The 15,640-nt window shown below is 74.8% G+C and carries 10 protein-coding genes, 2 pseudogenes and 1 riboswitch; of the genes and pseudogenes, 7 read left to right on the top strand and 5 right to left on the bottom strand.

Features of this window, described 5'->3' with window-relative positions; translation table 11 throughout:
• The first annotated feature begins 37 nt into the window (after window positions 1–37).
• The 4 genes from OCT49_RS27625 to OCT49_RS27640 are packed head-to-tail and all read left to right on the top strand — an operon-like array spanning window position 38 to window position 8,755.
• Complete coding sequence (locus OCT49_RS27625; RefSeq protein WP_283854499.1) at window positions 38–1,825, top strand: TIGR02677 family protein; 1,788 nt, start codon at window positions 38–40, stop codon at window positions 1,823–1,825.
• Window positions 1,822–3,078: a TIGR02678 family protein gene (locus OCT49_RS27630; RefSeq protein ID WP_283854500.1), complete on the top strand. Its 1,257-nt coding sequence runs from the start codon at window positions 1,822–1,824 to the stop codon at window positions 3,076–3,078. The genes OCT49_RS27625 and OCT49_RS27630 overlap by 4 nt, the downstream gene beginning before the upstream one ends.
• Window positions 3,075–7,442: a TIGR02680 family protein gene (locus tag OCT49_RS27635; protein ID WP_283854501.1), complete on the top strand. Its 4,368-nt coding sequence runs from the start codon at window positions 3,075–3,077 to the stop codon at window positions 7,440–7,442. The genes OCT49_RS27630 and OCT49_RS27635 overlap by 4 nt, the downstream gene beginning before the upstream one ends.
• The gene (locus tag OCT49_RS27640) at window positions 7,433–8,755 is read left to right on the top strand and encodes a TIGR02679 family protein (protein WP_283854502.1); all 1,323 of its coding nucleotides are present in this window, start codon (window positions 7,433–7,435) and stop codon (window positions 8,753–8,755) included. Before OCT49_RS27635 ends, OCT49_RS27640 begins: the two co-directional genes overlap by 10 nt.
• A 24-nt stretch (window positions 8,756–8,779) precedes the next feature.
• Here the strand turns inward: OCT49_RS27640 and OCT49_RS27645 are convergent, their stop codons facing one another.
• The 5 genes and pseudogenes from OCT49_RS27645 to OCT49_RS27665 all read right to left on the bottom strand — a co-directional run.
• The gene (locus tag OCT49_RS27645; RefSeq protein ID WP_283854503.1) at window positions 8,780–9,631 is read right to left on the bottom strand and encodes an energy-coupling factor ABC transporter ATP-binding protein; all 852 of its coding nucleotides are present in this window, start codon (window positions 9,629–9,631) and stop codon (window positions 8,780–8,782) included.
• Entirely contained in the window at window positions 9,628–10,377 is a 750-nt protein-coding gene (gene cbiQ, locus OCT49_RS27650; RefSeq protein ID WP_283854504.1) for a cobalt ECF transporter T component CbiQ, read from the bottom strand. The genes OCT49_RS27645 and cbiQ overlap by 4 nt, the downstream gene beginning before the upstream one ends.
• Window positions 10,378–10,384: 7 nt before the next feature.
• Window positions 10,385–10,765, bottom strand: coding sequence for an energy-coupling factor ABC transporter substrate-binding protein (locus OCT49_RS27655; protein ID WP_283854505.1), 381 nt, complete (start codon window positions 10,763–10,765; stop codon window positions 10,385–10,387).
• On the bottom strand, window positions 10,762–11,466 hold the full coding sequence (locus OCT49_RS27660) for an energy-coupling factor ABC transporter permease (protein WP_283854506.1): 705 nt from the start codon (window positions 11,464–11,466) through the stop codon (window positions 10,762–10,764). The genes OCT49_RS27655 and OCT49_RS27660 overlap by 4 nt, the downstream gene beginning before the upstream one ends.
• Window positions 11,467–11,496: 30 nt before the next feature.
• Window positions 11,497–11,680: riboswitch (cobalamin riboswitch) on the bottom strand.
• Window positions 11,681–11,877: 197 nt separating this feature from the next.
• Window positions 11,878–12,099 (bottom strand): annotated as a pseudogene (locus OCT49_RS27665) (short-chain dehydrogenase/reductase); the annotation flags it as partial.
• On the opposite strand from OCT49_RS27665, the pseudogene OCT49_RS27670 reads away from it, so the two are divergent.
• The 3 genes and pseudogenes from OCT49_RS27670 to OCT49_RS27680 form a co-directional block, all read left to right on the top strand.
• Window positions 12,089–12,489: pseudogene (locus tag OCT49_RS27670) on the top strand (LysR substrate-binding domain-containing protein); the annotation flags it as partial. The pseudogenes OCT49_RS27665 and OCT49_RS27670 sit on opposite strands and share 11 nt — an antisense overlap.
• A gap of 223 nt (window positions 12,490–12,712) precedes the next feature.
• On the top strand, window positions 12,713–13,579 hold the full coding sequence (locus tag OCT49_RS27675; protein ID WP_283854507.1) for a Gfo/Idh/MocA family protein: 867 nt from the start codon (window positions 12,713–12,715) through the stop codon (window positions 13,577–13,579).
• A gap of 511 nt (window positions 13,580–14,090) precedes the next feature.
• The gene (locus OCT49_RS27680; RefSeq protein WP_283854508.1) at window positions 14,091–15,038 is read left to right on the top strand and encodes an ArsR/SmtB family transcription factor; all 948 of its coding nucleotides are present in this window, start codon (window positions 14,091–14,093) and stop codon (window positions 15,036–15,038) included.
• Window positions 15,039–15,640 lie beyond the last annotated feature (602 nt).

A 15,640-nucleotide genomic window follows, 5' to 3' on the forward strand; every position in this document is an offset into this window, starting at 1 on the left:
GAACGACGCAAGCGCGAGGGTGGGGGCGACGAATCGCATGGTCATGCTGGAGGACGGCGACCGGGGGAGCGCACGGGACCGGCAGCCGGTCCACGAGCGGAACCGGGAGGCGGCCGGCCGGGCCCCCGCTTCGTCCTCCGTCGGCTACAGCCCCTTCGCCCACCTCACCGCCCCCAACGCTCCCCTCTACCGGCAGGTGATGCGCACCTTCCTCGCCGCCAAGGAACGGTTCGCCGTGCACCTGCGGCCGGAGGACGTGCACGCCGCCCTGGAGGCGGAGAGCCGGCCCGCCGATGTCGAGGCGGTGACGAAGGCGCTGGACAGTCTCGTCGGCTGGGGGAACCTGCGGGCCGATCCGGACCACGCGCGGGTGACGGCGGTCGAGGACTTCTACCGCCGGCGGTTCATCTACCAGCTCACACGGGCCGGTGAGGCGGCCGAGGCGGCGCTGGGGGCGTACGACGAGGTGCTGGGGCGGCGCGGGGAGCTCCAGGCGGTCGCGCTGCACGACATTGTCACGCAGCTGCGGGCGCTGCTGGTGATCGCGGCGCAGGACGAACCGGACCCGGCGAAGGCGTACCTCGCCCTGTCCGTGCTGACCACGCGTTTCACCGACCTCGCCGACAACGCCCGTGCCTTCATGGGATCGCTCCAGCGCACCATCGATCTGCACGACATCGAGGTCGAGGCGTTCCTCGCGTACAAGGACCGGCTGATCCAGTACCTGGAGCGGTTCATCCAGGACCTGATCACCCTCGGCGGACGGATCGCCCTGCTGATCGGGGAGCTGGAGGACCAGGGGCGGGTGGGGCCGCTGCTGCGGATCGCCGCCGCCCGGGAGGCCGTCGACGCCTCTCCCGACGACGCCGAGCACGCGGAGGCGGTGGCGTACGAGCGGTGGGCGGACCGGTGGTCCGGGCTCGCGCAGTGGTTCGTCTCGGGGGAGGGGCGGGAGTCGCAGGCCCGGCTGCTGCGGGGGCGCGCACTCGGATCGATTCCACAACTCCTCGCCGTCGTACGGCAGTTGAACGAGCGACGGGCCGGGCGGTCCGACCGTTCGGCCGACTTCCGCACGCTGGCCCGGTGGTTCGCCCAGGCGCCGGACGACGCGGCGCGGCACCGGCTGTGGCGGGTGGCGTTCGGGCTGTATCCGTCCCGGCACCTCACCGTCGACGGCGACACCCTCGCCGAGCGGACGGCCGCGCCCGAGCCGCCCTCGACGCCGTGGGCCGGGGCGCGACCGCTGCGGGTCAGCCCCCAGCTGCGCCGCACCGGCAGCTACGAGCGGCGTGGCAAACCGCGCCGGGTGGCCGACCGGGGAGAGGCGAAGCGCAGGCTCGCCGAGATCGCCGCCCAACAGGCCGAGGAGGTCAGGGCGGCCCGGGAGCGGCTCGCGACGGGCGGGCCGGTGCGGCTGTCCCGGCTGGGGGAACTCGATCCGGTCGCCTTCCAGCTGTTCCTGCGGCTGCTCGGCGACGCCCTCGCCACCTGGCGGCCGGAGACGACGGCCACCGCGGCCACCAGTGGGGACGGCTCCATGGAGATCCGGCTGACCGCGCTCGACGACGGTTCGACGGCCGAGGTGCGCACCCCCGACGGGGTGTTCAGCGGGCCCGACCACCTGATCGACATCATCGACCTCACGGAGGAGATCCGGTTCGGGCCGCCCGCCGGGCTCACACCGGCGTCGGCCGAAGCCACATCCACCGAAGCCGAGTCGGCCGCACCCGTCGCGTCCGCGTCGGCCGAAGCCGAAGCCGAAGCCGAACCCGCATCCGCCTCCGTCGGAGCCGGGACGGTCGCGGGGCCGGGGGAGGGGCGGTGACCGGGCCGCTCGCCGAGGTCCTCGACGGCCAGCGCCGGGCCGACCTGCAACGCGCCGCGCGTGCCCTGCTGAAGGAGCCGCTGCTCACCGCCGACGGGCCGTACGCCGACGAGTTCCGGCTGGTGCGACGGCACCAGGCCGAACTGCGCGAGTGGTTCGAGCGCAACGTCGGCTGGACGCTGCGCACGGACGCCGACGCGGCGCGGCTGCGCAAGGCGCCGGGCACCCTCACCGATCCCACGCATCCGGCCCGGGAGGCCACCCGGACCGCCCTGCCCTTCACCAGGCGCCGTTACGTCCTGCTCTGCCTGGCGCTGGCCGCGCTGGAACGGGGCGAGGCCCAGGTGGCGCTCGGCCGGCTCGCCGAACAGATCGTGCTGGCCGCCGCCGATCCCGAACTCGTCGCCGCCGGGATCGTGTTCACCCTGGAGCGGCGCGACGAACGCCTCGACCTCGCGGCCGTCGTACGACTGCTGCTGCGGGCCGGGGTGCTGCGGCGGGTGGCGGGCGACGAGGAGGCGTACATCAGCGGGTCCGGGGACGCGCTGTACGACGTACGGCGGCGGGTGCTGGCCGGGATGCCGGCGTCCCTGCGCGGCCCCTCCCTCGTCGAGGCCGAGGAGTTCGAGGAACGGCTGGTGGAGATGACGGCGCGGACCGCCCTCGACAGCGACGAGCTGAGGTTCCGTGCGATCCGGTGGAAGCTGACCCGCCTCCTCCTCGACGACCCGGTGCTCTACTACGACGACCTCACCGACGACGAACTGGCCTACCTCACCCGGCAGCGCGGCTTCATCACCGCGCGGATCGGCGAACTGACCGGGCTGGTACCCGAGGTGCGCGCCGAGGGCGTCGCCATGGTGGACCCCCTGGACGACCTCACCGACGTACGCATGCCGGAACAGGGCACGCACGGGCACGTCACCCTCCTGCTCGCCCAGTACCTGGCGGCAGCCGGGCGGCCCGTCGCACCGGCGGAGCTGGCGCGGCGGGTGCGCGAACTCGCCGCCGAACACGGCGGGTTCTGGGCGAAGTCGGCCAGGGAGCCGGGCGCCGAACCCGTACTGGTGGCACAGGCCCTGGAGAAACTGGTGGCCCTGGGGCTCGCCGAGCACACCGAGCAGGGCGTCGTGCCGCGGCCGGCCCTCGCGCGGTACGCGGTCGGCGAAGCAGTCGTCAGGGAACCGGCCGCACCACCGAACCGTCCGCACCCTCCCACCGCACCGCACACGAACGTGAAGGACGAAAGGTGAACCGCGCCTCGACCGGGCTCCCGGCCCCCGCCCTCCCCAGCCCCGCCCCCGGCCGGTGGCGGCCCCTGCGCATCGGGCTCGTCGACCTGTTCCACTACGACGTCGAGGAGTTCTGGTTCCGCGACGGCCGGCTGCTGCTGCGCGGCAACAACGGCACCGGGAAGTCCAAGGTGCTCGCCCTCACCCTGCCGTTCCTGCTGGACGGGGACCTCTCCGCCCGCCGGGTCGAGCCCGACGGCGACCCGGGCAAGCGGATGGAGTGGAACCTCCTGCTGGGCGGTGAGCACCCGCATCCCGAACGGCTCGGCTACACCTGGATCGAGTTCGGACGGCTCGACGGGACCACCGGCGAACCCCATTTCCGCACCCTGCTCTGCGGGCTGAAGGCCGTCACCGGACGCGGGATCGCCCGCCACTGGTTCGCGGTGACCGACCAGCGGATCGGCGCCGGACTCGACCTGCTCGACGCGACCGGCACGGCTCTGTCCCGGGACCGGCTCGCGGAGGCCGTCGGCAGCCACGGCATGGTGTACGACACCGCGAAGACGTACCGCCGGGCGGTCGACGAGGCCCTTTTCGGACTGGGGGAGCAGCGCTACGGCGCACTCGTCGACCTCCTCATCCAGCTGCGCCAGCCCCAGTTGTCCAAGCGCCCCAACGAGGCGGCTCTGTCCCGGGCGCTGACGGAGGCGCTGCCGCCGATGGACCAGGCGGTCGTCGCCGACGCGGCGGAGGCGTTCCGGTCGCTGGACGAGGAGAAGGAGCAGCTGCGGGCGGCGCGCGAGGCGGAGGAGGCGTCGTCGGGGTTCCTCGACCACTACCGGCGCTACGCCCGCATCGCCTCCCGGCGCCGGGCCCGGCTGCCCCGCACCGAACACGCCCGCTACGAGCACATCCAGCGGGAACTCCTCAAGGCGCAGGACGCCCGCGAACAGGCCGTGGCGGACCGGGCGAAGGCGCAGGAACGGGCGGCGTCCCTCGACGAGCACGCGGCGCGGCTGGGCGCGCAGGACGCGGCCCTGCGGACCGGGCCCGGGATGCGCGACGCCCGCGCGCTCGACCAGGCGGCGGTCGACGCCTCCCGCACGGCGGCCGACCTGACGCGCGCCGAGGCGGACCGGCGGACGGCCGACCAGGCGCACACCCGGGCCCTGGGCCGGCTCGACACCGCGACGAACCGGCTGACCGCCGCGCAGGAGGCCCTGGACGACGTCCTGGGCCGGGTGACCGGGAGCGCCGCGGCGGCCCGGCTCGACGCCCCGCGCACCGAGGGCGCCCCCGTCACCGCGCTGCGCCGCGCGGCGGACGAGGCGACGGCGAGCCGACGGCGTGCCGTCGCCCATGTGGAGGCCCTCGCCGAGCGCGCCGAACGGGCCGGGGAGGCGCACAACGCCGCCCGGCTGCGCGCCGACGAGGCCGACGAGGAGGTGGTGCACGCCGGAGAACTGCTGGCCCGGGCCGAGGAGGAAACCGCCCAGGCCGGGCGGGCGCTCGTCGCCGCCGTCCGGGAGCACCTGTCCGGGTGCGCGGAGCTGCGGCCGGCCGGGCTGCCGGGAGTGCTCGACGCGGTGCAGGAGTGGGCGGGCCATCTGAACGGCCCCCATCCGGCGCTCGTCGCCGCGGCCGGAACCCACCGTTCCCTCGCCGCCGGCCTGGCCGACCGGGCCGCCGCCCTGACCCACCGCGAAACGGCGACGGCGGAACGGCAGCGGCTGGTGGCCCAGGAACTGACCGCGCTCGAAGCGGGCGGACAGCGGGGCCCCTCCGCCCCGTACACCCGCACCCCCGATGTCCGGACCCAAGGCGCCGGGGCCCCGCTGTGGCGACTGGTCGACTTCCGCCCGCACGTCACCGGGGCCGAACGCGCCGGACTGGAGGCCGCCCTGGAGGCGTCGGGGCTCCTCGACGCCTGGGTGCGGCCGGACGGTTCCGCGGTCGCGGCGAACGGGCACGACGTGCTCCTCTCGCCCGTGGACGCGCCCGGCGGGAACGGCCTCGACCAGGTGCTGTGCCCGGCGGTCGACCACGCCGACGCGGGGGCCGCAGCCGTGGGGGAACGGACGGTCCAGCACCTGCTGGCCTCGATCGGGCTGGCGGGCATCGGGTCGGCGGGCGGGAACGGGGTCGGGCCGGCGGGCATCGGGTCGGCGGGCGGGAACGGGGTCGGGCCGGCGGAGGACGCCCGGTGGGCCGGGGCCCACGGCACCTGGGTCGCCACGGACGGGAGCTTCCGCGTCGGCGCGCTGACCGGGAGCTGGGCCAAGGACAGCGCCCAGTACGTGGGGGAGGGCGCGCGGGAACAGGCGCGCCGCACCCGGATCGCCGAACTGCACGTCGAACGGGAGAAGTTGGAGGCGGAGCGGGAGCGGCTGGCCGGGGAGCTGCGCGCGGTGGCGGGGCGCCGCGAGGTGCTCGACGCCGAACTCGCGGCCGTACCCGGCGACGACGAGCTGCGCCACGCGCACGCCCGGGTCACCGCCGCGACCGACGCGGTCCGGCGGGCCCGTGCCCGGCAGCGGGAGCGGGCCGCCGAACTCGACGGGGCGGCCGGGGAAGCCGAGCGCAGAGCGGCCGAACTCGACGAGACGGCCACCGCCCTGCACCTCCCCGCCGACCGGGAGGCACTGGCCGTCGTGCGCCAGGCACTCGCCGATCACACCGCCCACCTCGCGGAGCTGTGGCCGGCCCTGCGCGAGCGCACGGACGCCGAGCACGCGGTCACCGGCGACCGGGCCGAGACCGAGCGGGCCGAACTCCGCGCCCTCGAACTCGCGGAACGCGCGGCGGAGGCGGCCCGCCTGGCCGCCTCCGCGGACGAACACCTGCGCACGCTCCGCTCCACCGTCGGCGCCGCCGTCGCCGAACTCCAGCGGCGGCTGGAGGAGACCGCGACCGCCGCCCGCGCCTGCGCGGCCGAACAGCAGCGGGCCCAGGCGGACATCCGCGACGCGGACCGGCGGGCCGGGCACGCCGAGGGACGCATCGAACGGCTCGAGGAGGACGTCACGGACGCCACCGCCGCGCGCGGACGCGCCGTCGAGGCGCTCCAGCGGTTCGTCTCGACCGGGCTGCTCGCCGTCGCCCTCCCCGACGTCGCCGTACCGGACGACGACGGCGGCACGTGGGCGGCGACCCCCGCGGTGAACCTCGCCCGTGCCGTCGAGTCCCGGCTTTCCTCCGTCGACGATTCGGACGCGGCCTGGGAACGCGTCCAGAAGCGGCTGAGCGAGGAGTTGGGCCGGCTCCAGGACGCACTCTCCCGGCACGGACACACCGCGACGGCCCGTCCGGGCGAGGACGGCATGCGGGTCGACATCGTCTACCAGGGCCGGCGGCGCGCCGTGCCCGAACTCGCCGAGGCCCTGGCCGCCGAGGTCACCGAACTGACCCGCCTCCTGTCGGCGCACGAACGCGAGATCCTGGAGACCCATCTGATCACCGAGGTCGCCGGGACGCTCCAGGAACTGATCGGGGCCGCCGAACGCCGGGTGCGCGCCATGAACCGGGAGCTGGAGGAACGCCCGACCTCGACGGGCATGAAGCTGCGCCTGGTGTGGCGGGCCTCCCGCCGGGCCCCGCAGGGGCTGGCCCAGGCCCGGGAACGGCTGCGTCAGTCGGCCGACGCCTGGTCGCCGCAGGACCGGGCGGCGGTCGGGGTGTTCCTCCAGGAGCAGATCGCCCGCCGCCAGGCCGACGACAGCACGGGCAGCTGGCAGGAGGACCTCACCGCCGCCCTCGACTACCGGGCGTGGCACGAGTTCGGCGTCGAACGGCACCAGCACGGCAAGTGGGTGCCCGCCACCGGGCCCGCCTCCGGCGGCGAACGCGTCCTGGCGGCGTCCGTACCGCTCTTCGCCGCCGCGTCCTCCCACTACGCGAGCGCGGGCGGCGCGCACGCCCCGCGACTGGTCACCCTGGACGAGGCGTTCGCGGGGGTGGACGACGACTCCCGCGCCAAGTGCCTCGGCCTGCTGCGCGCCTTCGACCTCGACGTCGTCATGACCAGCGAACGGGAATGGGCCTGCTACCCGCAGGTGCCCGGCATCGCCATCGCGCAGCTCTCCCGCGTCGACGACATCGACGCCGTCCTGGTGACCCGTTGGGAATGGGACGGCTTCGACCGGCGGCGCGGCCCCGAGCCGGGAACCGCATCGCGCACGACGACGGTGCCCCTCCAGTCCGACGGCCGCGACCGGAGGGGCCGGGACGCCGAGGGAACGGCCCCCGGGACGGCGCGGACTGGTGGCACGCAGGGGCCGAGCGAGTCCGGCGCCGCGCGGGGCACGGGAGCCACCGGCACGCAGGAACCGGGCGGAACCACCGCCGCGCAGGACGAGGGAGAGCAGGAGTCCCTGTGGGGGTGAACCCTCCCGGCCGGACCGACACGGATCGCTCCGACGCCGACCACCCCGGCCGCTCCGACGCCGACCACCCCGGTCAGCCCGACGCCGACCGTCTCGGCCGGCTGCTCGGCGACCCCGGCCTCGCCTGGCTCCTGGAACGTGCCCGCCGCCGGATGGCCGCCGGCCGGCCCCTCACCGGCACGGTCACCCTGGCCCGCCCCGACGAACTCCAACGGGAGGCCGCCGAACGCCTGCTGGGGCGGGCGCCCGGCGCGGGTCGCTCCCTGACGGTACGCCTCGACGCGGTGGACGCGGTGCTGCGCCGGTCCGGGGCCGGCCCCGACGGGCTGGAGGCCGCGGTGGTGGCCCTGACCGGGCCCGTCGCCGTGCGCACGGAGGTGCGCGACCGGGAGGAACGGGCCTGGGAGGACGCGTACGCACCGTTCGACACCCTGGCCTTCGGGCTGGCCGACTGGGCGGAACGGGCCCGCGGGGACGGTCTCGTACGGCGGCTCGCACGTACCCCGGAAGCCGCCGGCCCGCTGGTGGGCGCCGCCGTACGGGCGCTGCGCGCACTGCCCGCGGTTCCGCCGGTGTCACGGGCGACGTTCGCGGCCCGCCACCTCTCCGGCGCGCACGCCCTGGACGAGGGAACCCCGCTCGCCGCCCTGGTCCTGTCGGGGCTGCGGGCCCTCACGGGTTTCCCGGACGGCTCCGGCGCCGAGTGGCAGCGGGAGGCCTGGGCGTCGGCGGGGCTGCTCAGGGACGACGTGTCGTCGACCGTCCTGACCCTCAACCTGCGGGGGACACCGGCCCTCGACTGGGCGGCCGACGAGGGGGAGCCCGCCGTCCTGACGCTGCGTTCGCTCGCCCGGCACGCCCCGAGCGGCGCCCTCCCGGGAACGGGGACCGTGTACGTCTGCGAGAACCCGGCCGTCCTGTCCGCCGCCGCCGACGCCTTCGGCCCGGCGTGCCCGCCCATGGTGTGCCTCCAGGGGCAGCCCTCGGCCGCCGCGCTCGCCCTGCTGCGCGGCCTGTCCGGGAGGGGAGCCGGGTTCCTCCACCACGGCGACTTCGACTGGGGCGGGATGCGCATCGCCGCGACGCTGGGGCGCGGTGTCGCGTGGCGGCCCTGGCGCTTCGGGGCGGCCGACTACCTGGCCGCCCTGGCCCGGGTGACGGAGCCGCAGCGGCTGACCGGCGCACCCGTCGCCACCCCGTGGGACCCGGACCTGGCCGGCGCCCTCGCCGAGCACGGAATCCGGGTCGAGGAGGAGGCCGTGCTCGACGATCTGCTCTCGGACCTGGGGGAACAGGCCCGCCGCGGCGGATGAGCCGGGGGCTCGTGCCGCGCCGGATCAGCGGTCGGCCGGGGCCTCGGGCACCAGGGCGGCCAGTTCCTCCGGGGTGCGCGGACCGGTGGTGCCTTCGGCCAACAGCCCGTGCGTGCGCAGCAGTTCGGCCGCCGCGATGCCCCACGGCAGGCGCAGCCCCGCCTGCTGGAGCAGGTCGGTGCGGGCGAGGGCGGCGGGTGCCGGGGCGAGGTGTGCGCCGGACGGGGTGAGGAGTGCGGCGTCGTCGGCCCAGCGCAGGGCGAGATCGACGTCATGGGTGGCCATGACGACGGTGGTGCCGTTCGCACGGAGCCGGTCGAGGGTGGCGAGCAGCCGCTCCTGGCCGTCCGGGTCGAGCCCGGCGGTCGGCTCGTCGAGGATCAGCACCCGGGGCCGCATGGCGACGGCACCGGCGATCGCGGCCCGCTTGCGCTGCCCGTAGGACAGCAGATGGGTGGGCCGGTCGGCCAGCGCGCCGATGTCCAGGGCGGTGAGCGCCTCGTCGACGCGCGCCCGCACCTCGGCGTCGGACAGGCCCAGGTTGAGCGGGCCGAAGGACACGTCCTGGAGGACGGACGCGGCGAAGAGCTGGTCGTCGGGGTCCTGCACCACCAACTGCACGGTCGTGCGCAGCCGGGTCAGCCCCTTGCGGTCGTACGAGACGGGGCTCCCCTCGACGGTCAGTCGCCCGGTGCGCGGCCGCAGCCCGCCGCTGAGCAGCCGCATCAGGGTGGTCTTGCCGCTGCCGTTGCGGCCCAGCAGCGCGAGCGCGCGCCCCTCGCGCACCTCGAAGTCGAGCCCGTCGAGCACGGTCGGCCCGTCCTCGTACGAGAAGGACGCGCCCCGCAGGGCGACCAGGGCGGCGGGCTCGCTCATGACAGCGGCCTTTCCAGTACGAAGGTGAGGACGGTCAGTGCCGCGAGCAGCGCGAGGCTCGCCGCGGTGAAGGGGACGGAGACCCGGGCCTCGGGCACCAGGACGCGCAGGGTGCCGTCGTAGCCCCGGCCGGCGAGCCCGGCCTGGAGCCGCGCCGCCCGGTCGAAGGCCCGGACGAACGCGGTGGCGCCGAGCCCGCCGAGGGAACGCCAGGCGGCGGCCCGCGTGGTGTGCCCGAGCCGGGCCGCCTGCGCCTGACGGATCAGGCGCACGGAGTCGAGCAGCAGGAAACTCATGCGGTACGTCACCAGGGCGACGTCCACGACCGGCGCGGGCACCCCGGCCCGCACCAGGCGCGGCAACAGGTCGGACATGGGCGTGGTGAAGGCGAACAGCAGCACCCCCAGGGAGGCGGCCGAGGTGCGCAGCAGGAGTTCCCCCGCCCGGACCGGCCCGTCGTCGGCGAGGGCCACGAACCCGTCGGGGCCGCCGACCCGCACCAGCAGGGTGGCCGCCCCGGTCACGCAGAAACCCAACGGCACCCGGTACGCCCGCCACAGCCGCCGGCCCGGCACGCCCGCCGGACCGGTCAGCAGCACGAGCGCCGTCACCAGGACGAGCGCCGCGCCGGGCCAGGGCGGCAGCGAGATCGCGAGCACGGTGAGCCCGAGTCCGAGCACGGCCTTGTCCACGGGGTGACGGCGGCGCCAGCGGTTGCCGTGCGCCGCCTCGTCGATCGGCAGCACCGCGGGTTCAGGCTCCCTCGGCGGGGGAGTCCCCGGTACCGACGGGCGCGCTTTCGGGATCCCGCCGTGCCTGCCCCTGCGCCCCTGCGAGTTCCGAGCCCTGGCGGCGGCCCCGGCGCAGCCCGAAGTAGTAGGCGAGGACACCCGCGCCGAGCGCCGCCTGGAGGGCGAAGAGCGCCGACTCGATCTCGCCGGACGGCGGTTCGTACAGGGGCGAGAACCAGGGTTCGTAGTCCGGTTCGAGCTCGGTGATCGCCGTCTCCGCCTCGGCGTCGGCGCCCGCGAACGGCTCCTCCTTGTGGTCGCCGAGGCCGAGCGCCAGCGGCAGGACCGCGAGCGCGGCCACGACGAGCAGCAACAGGGCGTTGATCTTCGCGTTACGGCTCATCGGGCCACTCCCTCGGGCGTGCCGGTCCGGTCCGCCCGGACGGCCGGGAACACGCCCAGCCGGGTCAGTTCCCCCTTGCTGGACTGCGCCAGCAGCCGCATCACGACCACCGTCAGCAGCCCCTCGCTCACCGCGAGCGGGATCTGGGTGACGGCGAAGATGGAGCCGAACTTGCCGAGCGCGCCCAGGAAACCGCTGCTCGGGTCGGGGAAGGCCAGCGCCAGCTGCACACTGGTGACGCAGTAGGTGGAGAGGTCGGCGACGAACGCGGCGAAGAACACCGCCACCATCAGCGGCACGTCGAACCGCCGCAGCAGCCGGTACAGCCCGTACCCGGCCCAGGGGCCGACGACCGCCATCGAGAAGACGTTGGCGCCGAGCGTGGTCAGGCCGCCGTGGGCCAGCAGCAGCGCCTGGAAGAGCAGGGTGATGGTGCCGAGCACCGCCATGATCGGCGGCCGGAAGAGGATGGCGCCCAGCCCGGTGCCCGTGGGGTGCGAGCAACTCCCGGTCACCGAAGGGAGTTTCAGGGCCGACAGGACGAAGGTGAAGGCCCCGGAGGCGCCGAGGAGCAGGGTGCTCTCCGGGTGCTCCTTGACCTCACGGGTGAGTGACCGTACTCCGTGTACGACGAACGGCGCGGACGCGACGCCCCAGGCGATCGCGTGCGCCGGAGGCAGAAAGCCCTCGGCTATGTGCATGGCTCAGTAGACCCTCTCCAGCACCTCGTGGATGGTTGACGCGCCTTGGCCGGTCTCCTGGCTGACGGGTACCACCGCCCGTGCTCCGCCTTCCCGGGTCCGAGGACCCAGTGGCTGCCCGCAGGGGGCTGGAGCCGGACTTCCCGATCACAGTGGCGAGGGCCGCACCGGTATCACACCGGATTTCCCGTTCACCAAGGCGTGGCGACAGTAATGCCCGACCCGGGGTGGTGACAAGCACGCCCGGAGGGGGCGGGACGCACCGCGCGCCCGCGCGCCCGCCCGCGCGCCCGCGCGTGCAGGGGCCGGCGCGCGGTGCCGGCCACCTGCGCGGACGGCCCCGTACGCCCCGTACCGCCCCTGCCGTCACCGCGGGCGGCCCCTGCCGTCACCCCCGTACCGTGCCTGCCGTCACCGCGGGTCGAAGTCCGTTCCCCGGGAGACCTTCTCCCACTCGGCGAGCTCGGCCCGCACCGAGTCCAGGTGCCTGACGACGGCGTCCACCGCGTCGCCGCCGAGGACGAGTCGCAGCGGGGTCCGCTCGGCGTCCAGGGCCAGCCGGATCGCCGCCGCGGCCTTCGCCGGGTCCCCGGGCTGGGTGCCGTCGCCGCCTTGCACCGTCCGCCTGGTGGCGCTGCCGCAGGGGCACCCCCTGGCGGTGCGGGCCGCGGCCGACCACGAGGGGGCGGTCGATTTCGCGGACCTCCTCGACGAGCCGTTCCTCGCCCTTCCACCGGAGGCCGGTCCGCTGCGGGACTACTGGCTGGCCCTGGACGCCCGGGGCGGGTGGGCGGGGTGGTGAGCAGCGCCGAGGAGACCCACGCGGCGGTCGTCAACGGTCAGGGGGTGGTCCTGCTGGCCGCCGGGAACGCCCCGCTGGTCGTCCGGGACGAGGTGACCGCCGTACCGGTCCGCGGCATCTCCCCGTCCCGGCTGGCGGTGGCCGCCCGCCGGGACGACGAACGCCCTCTGGTACTGGCGTATCTGGCCGCAGCGACGAAGGCGACGGCCGACACCGCCTGAATGCCCGGCACCGCCTGAATGCCCGGCACTGCTTGAAGGCCCGGCTCCGATGGGCCCCTGGACGCCCGATTCGGGCGGGCCCGGGGTGCCCGGTTCCGGCACGTCGCCGTCCCGGTGGGCGGAGCGCGGTACCGGGCGGCGGGGCCGTCCACCCCCTGTGCGAGACTCGATGCCGCACCACGGGCGGGCGGGTCGCCGCCACCGATGAAGGGAACGTCTCCGGATGCGCATCGGGATCGTCGGCACCGACAGCAGCCACGTCGACCAGATCGTCCGCCACCTCAACATCGACGGGGCGGGCGGCGACGCCCGCGTCGTGGCGCTCAGCGGCGGGCACGGCCCGCGCAACGACGCCCTGGCGGCCACCGGCGGGATCACGAGGATCGTCGACGAGCCCGCCGGGCTGCTCGGACTGGTCGACGCCGTCGTCGTCGCGGACCGGTACGGCACGCGCCACCGCGACCTGGCGATTCCCTTCCTGTCCGAGGGCCTCGCGGTGTTCGTCGACAAGCCGCTCGCCCGCACCGTCGAGGACGCCCGGGCGATGATCGACACCGCGCTCGCCCACGGCGCGCCGCTCACCTCGTCCTCGGCGCTCCGCTGGATCCCCGACACCGAGGAGCTGGCGGCCCGGGCGGCGGCGAACGGCGCACCGCACCTGGTCGTCGTGTCCGGGCCGGCCGACCCCGACAGCGAGTACGACGGGATCTTCTTCTACGGGATCCACGCGGCGGACCTCGCCCTCCGGCTCGCACCCGGAGCGGTCTCCGGCATCCGCACGGACCTCACCGACACCACCGTCACCGCCTCGTTCACGGCGGGCGGCACCCGGGTCGTCGTGAACCTCGTCCGGCCGGGCAGTACGGAGCAGATCCCGTTCCACGCGATGGCCTTCACCCGCGAGGCCATGGTCCAGCGGACGATCGTCCCCGGCGCGGACTACTGCGTCCCGGGCCTCGAAGTGTTCCTGGAGATGGTCCGTACGGGCAGGCAGCCCATCGGGCACGAGGACCTGCTGCGTCCGGTCGAGGTCCTGGAAGCCGTCGCCGCGGCCCTGGGCGAGGCGCCCGCCGGTACCCGGACGGGGTGAACCGGGTCCCGGTCCTGGTTCCGGCCCTGGTCCCGATTCCGGTTCCGGTTTCGGTTCCGTCGCGACTGTGCCGACGAGGGCGCCTCGCGGATCGGACGAGGGTTGCGGTGGAGTGACGGGAGAGTGGCCGACAGGTGTCTTCCGGAGGACGGTTGACCTGGTGAGGGCCCTTTCGAGGGTGCCTTCCGACATGAAGTCAACACACTTTCAGGCAATATAACCGGACCGGAGGGAGCTACCTTCCGTGCCTGCGCACTCGCTCCGAGCGATGATCGTGTGGCCTGGGTCACAACGTTCTTGACAGTCGTCGGGCGGGTGTCGAAAGCTCATGCATCATTGGTCTGGACCACGATGGGTGGGCGGGGTTCATGTTCGATTCGCCATGGGCTTCTGGTGCTGAAACTTCACTCATCAGGAGTGAACTCAGCTTCAGAGCATGGGAATTGACACATCATCAATTCTTTGCCGAAGTGTGTGTCCCGGTGCGTCGGCGTGCGGGCCTGGAGGGCTGATGGACCGACAGCAGCCCGACGTAAGACTGGCGTTGTGCGATCTGTGGCAGGCATTCGGCGCCGTCGCGCTGTTGACCCGCTATGGCCCCGACGCCCCCTGGCCCCATCGCTCCTGGGCCCGCGAGGCGCACGGGATGCTGACGCCGCGCCTGAGGTCCGTGGTCGCCCTGGCCCGGCGGCGGGGGCGTGTCCCCTCGTTCCTGGGGACGGGCATCGCCTCGCGGCGGGCGGGGATCACCGAGGGGCTGGACGACCTGGCGCGCACCCCGGCCGCCCCGGTCCGCGACGAGATCGCCCGGGAGTACCCGGCGGCCGTCGAGGATCCCCCGATCGCCGCGCTGATCCGTGACCCGGAGAGTCAACTCCGTTACCTGGCAGCCGATTTAGCGAACTTCTGGCGGGTCGCGGTCGAGCCGCGCGAGGCAGGCCTGGCGCGCTGTCTGGAGGAGGAGATCCTCTTCCGCTCGCGCACCCTGGCGATGAGCGGGGGAGCGGCGCTCCTCCGCGAACTGGGGCTGCCGCTCGAACGCACCGACGGCACGGGCCGCTTGACCGCCGTACCGATGATGTTCGCGGACGGCACCCACTGGTGGTCGGTCGCCGGCGGCCGGACCGTGGTCTCCTTCGCGGCGCGGGGAGCGGGGCTCCTGCACACCGGTCCGAAGCGGGAGGGTGCCGCGCAGGACCGGCGCGAGGACCGCCTGGCGATCCTGCTGGGCCGGGGGCGCGCCTCGGTCGTACGGGAACTGGCCGAACCGATCACCACCTCCGCGCTCGCCGACCACCTGGGGCTCGCCGCGAGCACGGTCTCCCAGCACCTCTCGGCACTCGTCTCGGCCGGTGTGGTGCAACGCCACCGGGCCGGTACGCGCGTCCTGTACGAGCTGAACCGTTCGGGCGTGACGCTGACACAGTGTCTGATGAGCCACCAGGCATCACAGGGCTGACCGCCGGGGCCGACCGGCCCCCGCAACACCACAACCGCACACCGGGCCGACGGGCCGACGGGTCCATCACGACCGCACACCGGGCCGGCGCTTGGCGCCGCGCCCGGTGTTGTGTTTTTCGCGACGCCCGCCGACCCGGGGACGAGCATGACCGAAACACTGCGCCGCCTGGTGCCCAGAAGTGTGATGTCACCTCTCCCACCAGCGATTACGCCGGAAAACGAGGAACCGGTCCGGCATGCCGCCGAGGCGATTCGGCGTACGCCGAAAGGCTTGTCGGGTGCCCGGGACTCGACAAGAGTCGAGGCGGGAACTGCTCGACCGGAGGGCCGCGAAGACGTGAGCAAGGCACTGGGAAACGTTCGTTTCCTGGAATCCGACCCGCCCGCAGGACCGAGCGCGAACCACCACACCGACAGAACCGACGGCACCGCCCCGACCCATCGGACTGGCAGGACCGTCGGCCACCGCCCTTGAAGCACAACGCGACGCCACCCGCTCCACCGCCTCACGACCCGTCCGCCGCACCGGACGCACGAGGCCGGTGACCGGGCCGGCCCGTCGCCCGGACAACCCGCACCACACCCGTCCCGCGGCCCGAA

The organism is Streptomyces sp. ML-6, from assembly GCF_030116705.1.
Taxonomy (GTDB): Bacteria; Actinomycetota; Actinomycetes; order Streptomycetales; family Streptomycetaceae; genus Streptomyces.

Coding starts and splice junctions, on each gene's coding strand:
- OCT49_RS27625 (WP_283854499.1), top strand. CDS start 38: ATGGTCATGCTGGAGGACGGCGACCGGGGGAGCGCACGGGACCGGCAG.
- OCT49_RS27645 (WP_283854503.1), bottom strand. CDS start 9,631: ATGAGCGAGCCCGCCGCCCTGGTCGCCCTGCGGGGCGCGTCCTTCTCG.
- OCT49_RS27655 (WP_283854505.1), bottom strand. CDS start 10,765: ATGAGCCGTAACGCGAAGATCAACGCCCTGTTGCTGCTCGTCGTGGCC.
- OCT49_RS27660 (WP_283854506.1), bottom strand. CDS start 11,466: ATGCACATAGCCGAGGGCTTTCTGCCTCCGGCGCACGCGATCGCCTGG.
- OCT49_RS27675 (WP_283854507.1), top strand. CDS start 12,713: ATGCGCATCGGGATCGTCGGCACCGACAGCAGCCACGTCGACCAGATC.
- OCT49_RS27680 (WP_283854508.1), top strand. CDS start 14,091: ATGGACCGACAGCAGCCCGACGTAAGACTGGCGTTGTGCGATCTGTGG.